The organism is Dietzia sp. SYD-A1, assembly GCF_015356725.1.
Classification (GTDB): domain Bacteria; phylum Actinomycetota; class Actinomycetes; order Mycobacteriales; family Mycobacteriaceae; genus Dietzia.
This window is the reverse complement of the sequence record NZ_JADDKI010000569.1, coordinates 1-2072: the sequence shown is the minus strand read 5'-3', so window position 1 is coordinate 2072 and position 2072 is coordinate 1. Positions and strand designations below refer to the sequence as shown.

The following is a 2072-nucleotide window of genomic DNA, read 5'->3' as shown; positions in this document are numbered from 1 at the left end:
GGAACATGGATTCACCTTGTCGTCCGGGGGCGGGGCACGACCGGGACAGCCCAGTCACTAGAGCACCATACGTCACATTAGTCACACGAGCCACACCTACCGCGTTGCGTGTCACGAGTCGGCGCGTCGCCCGGTCAATACACTCGTCGGCGAACGCCACGCCCGAACTGGCTGACACCACGCCCGAACGTGCGGACGCGGTGCCCGACGGAAGGACCCTCGTGACCCCACCCCCCGAGATCGCGATCCGGGCGCGCGGCCTGCGCAAGACCTACACCCGCGGCCGGGTGCAGGTCAGGGCCCTCGACGGCGTGGACGTGACGGTGGACAAGGGGCGGTGGACCGCGATCATGGGCCCCTCCGGCAGCGGCAAGTCCACGCTCATGCACTGCCTGGCCGGACTCGACTCCCCTGATCAGGGCACGGTGTCGATCGGGTCGACCGACATCACCCGCCTCGGCGACGCCGGTCGGACGCGCCTGCGACGGGCCAGGGTCGGGTTCGTGTTCCAGTCCTTCAACCTCGTCCCCTCCCTCTCGGTGCGCGAGAACATCGTCCTGCCCGTCCGGATGACGCTGCGCCGCCCGGACCGCGCCCGGCTCGACTCCCTGGCGGGCGAGCTCGGTATCGGCGACCTGCTGCGTCGTCGCCCGCACGAACTCTCGGGCGGCCAGCAGCAGCGGGTGGCGATCGCCCGCGCACTGCTCCCCCGGCCCGACGTGGTCTTCGCCGACGAACCCACCGGCAACCTCGACTCCGAATCCGGGGAGGCGGTGCTCGGCCTGCTCGGTGCGTGCGCTCGGGAGAGCGGCCAGACCGTGGTCATGGTCACCCACGACACGCACGCCGCCGCCCACACGGACACGGCGTTGATCCTGGCCGACGGGCGGATCGCCGACGAGGTCGGCTCCCCCACCCAGGACACCGTCGACGCCGCCATGCGCACGCTCGCCGGCCGGCGCGCGGCCACCGCGTGAACCCCCGACTGATCCTGGGCCAGCTCCGCGCGAACGCGGTCCGCTACCTGGGCACGGTCCTGGCCATCGCCGTCGCGGTGGGCTTCGTCCTGGCCTCGGTGGGTGTCCTGCGCACGATCTCGGCCAGCGCGGACGCCACCTTCGGCCTGCGCTACGCGGGCACCTCGGTTCTCGTGCAGAACCTCGGCGACCGCACCTCCGCCGGTTCCGACGCCGGGCGCGCCGAGGCCGCGGAGGCGCAACGGCTCGGCCTGGAGGCCATCGCCTCCACTCCCGGGGTCCGGGCGGCCACGGTCGACACGCGATCGTACGTCCGGGTCCGTGTGGAGGGACGGGCCCAACAGATGACGACGGCGACGGCGCTGGCCGCCGACGACGACCTGCGATGGCAGAGGCTGGCCTCCGGCAGACTGCCCGACGGGCCCGGTGAGGTGGCCGTGCGCGCGGACTCTGATATCCCCCTGGGCGCGTCATTCGAGGTCCGGCCGCCCGGCGGCTCCGATCCCTCCCCCGTCACGGTGGTGGGCCTGTTCGACCTGTCGGGCCAGCCTGATCTCGAGGCCGCGTTCCCGCTGTACACCGTCGACGAACAGATCCAGCAGTGGTCCGCGGGGGGCGCCGGCGGAGACGTTCGCGTGGCCGGGGACGGCTCGGTGCCCGACCCCGTTCTCGCGGAACGGATAGCCGAACGCCTCTCCGCCCTCCCGGGGACCTCGGCCGTGGAGGTCTCCACCGGCGCCGCGGAGGCCGAGGCGCTCGCCGAGTCGTTCGTGGGGGGCCGCGACGTCTATACCCGGGCCCTGCTCGCCTTCACCGTCCTGGCCGTGGCGGTGGCCTCACTGGTGATCGCGACGACCTTCGCCGTGGTGTTCGCCGCCCGCGTCCGCGAGAGCGCGCTGCTGCGCTGCCTGGGCGCCTCGCGGCTGCAGCTGCGCCTGTCCGGGGCTGCCGAGGCACTGGTGGTGGCCGCCCTCGCCACCGGTCTCGGACTGGCCCTGGGCCGGACGGGGGTCTCGGCGGCCACGGGGCTGGCTCCGAGGCTCGGGGTGACGATCCCGCTCCAGGAGGTCACCGTGCCGCCCGGCGCGTACGCCC

2 protein-coding genes are annotated in these 2072 nt (G+C 73.4%); both read left to right on the top strand.

Going from position 1 to position 2072, the window contains the following annotated elements; genetic code table 11:
* Positions 1-221: 221 nt before the first annotated feature.
* Positions 222-977, top strand: coding sequence for an ABC transporter ATP-binding protein (locus tag IY392_RS17025; protein WP_194861877.1), 756 nt, complete (start codon positions 222-224; stop codon positions 975-977).
* Positions 974-2072, top strand: a 1099-nt coding sequence (locus IY392_RS17020; RefSeq protein ID WP_194861876.1) for an ABC transporter permease, incomplete at its 3' end; no start/stop codon positions are given. The genes IY392_RS17025 and IY392_RS17020, both read left to right, overlap by 4 nt.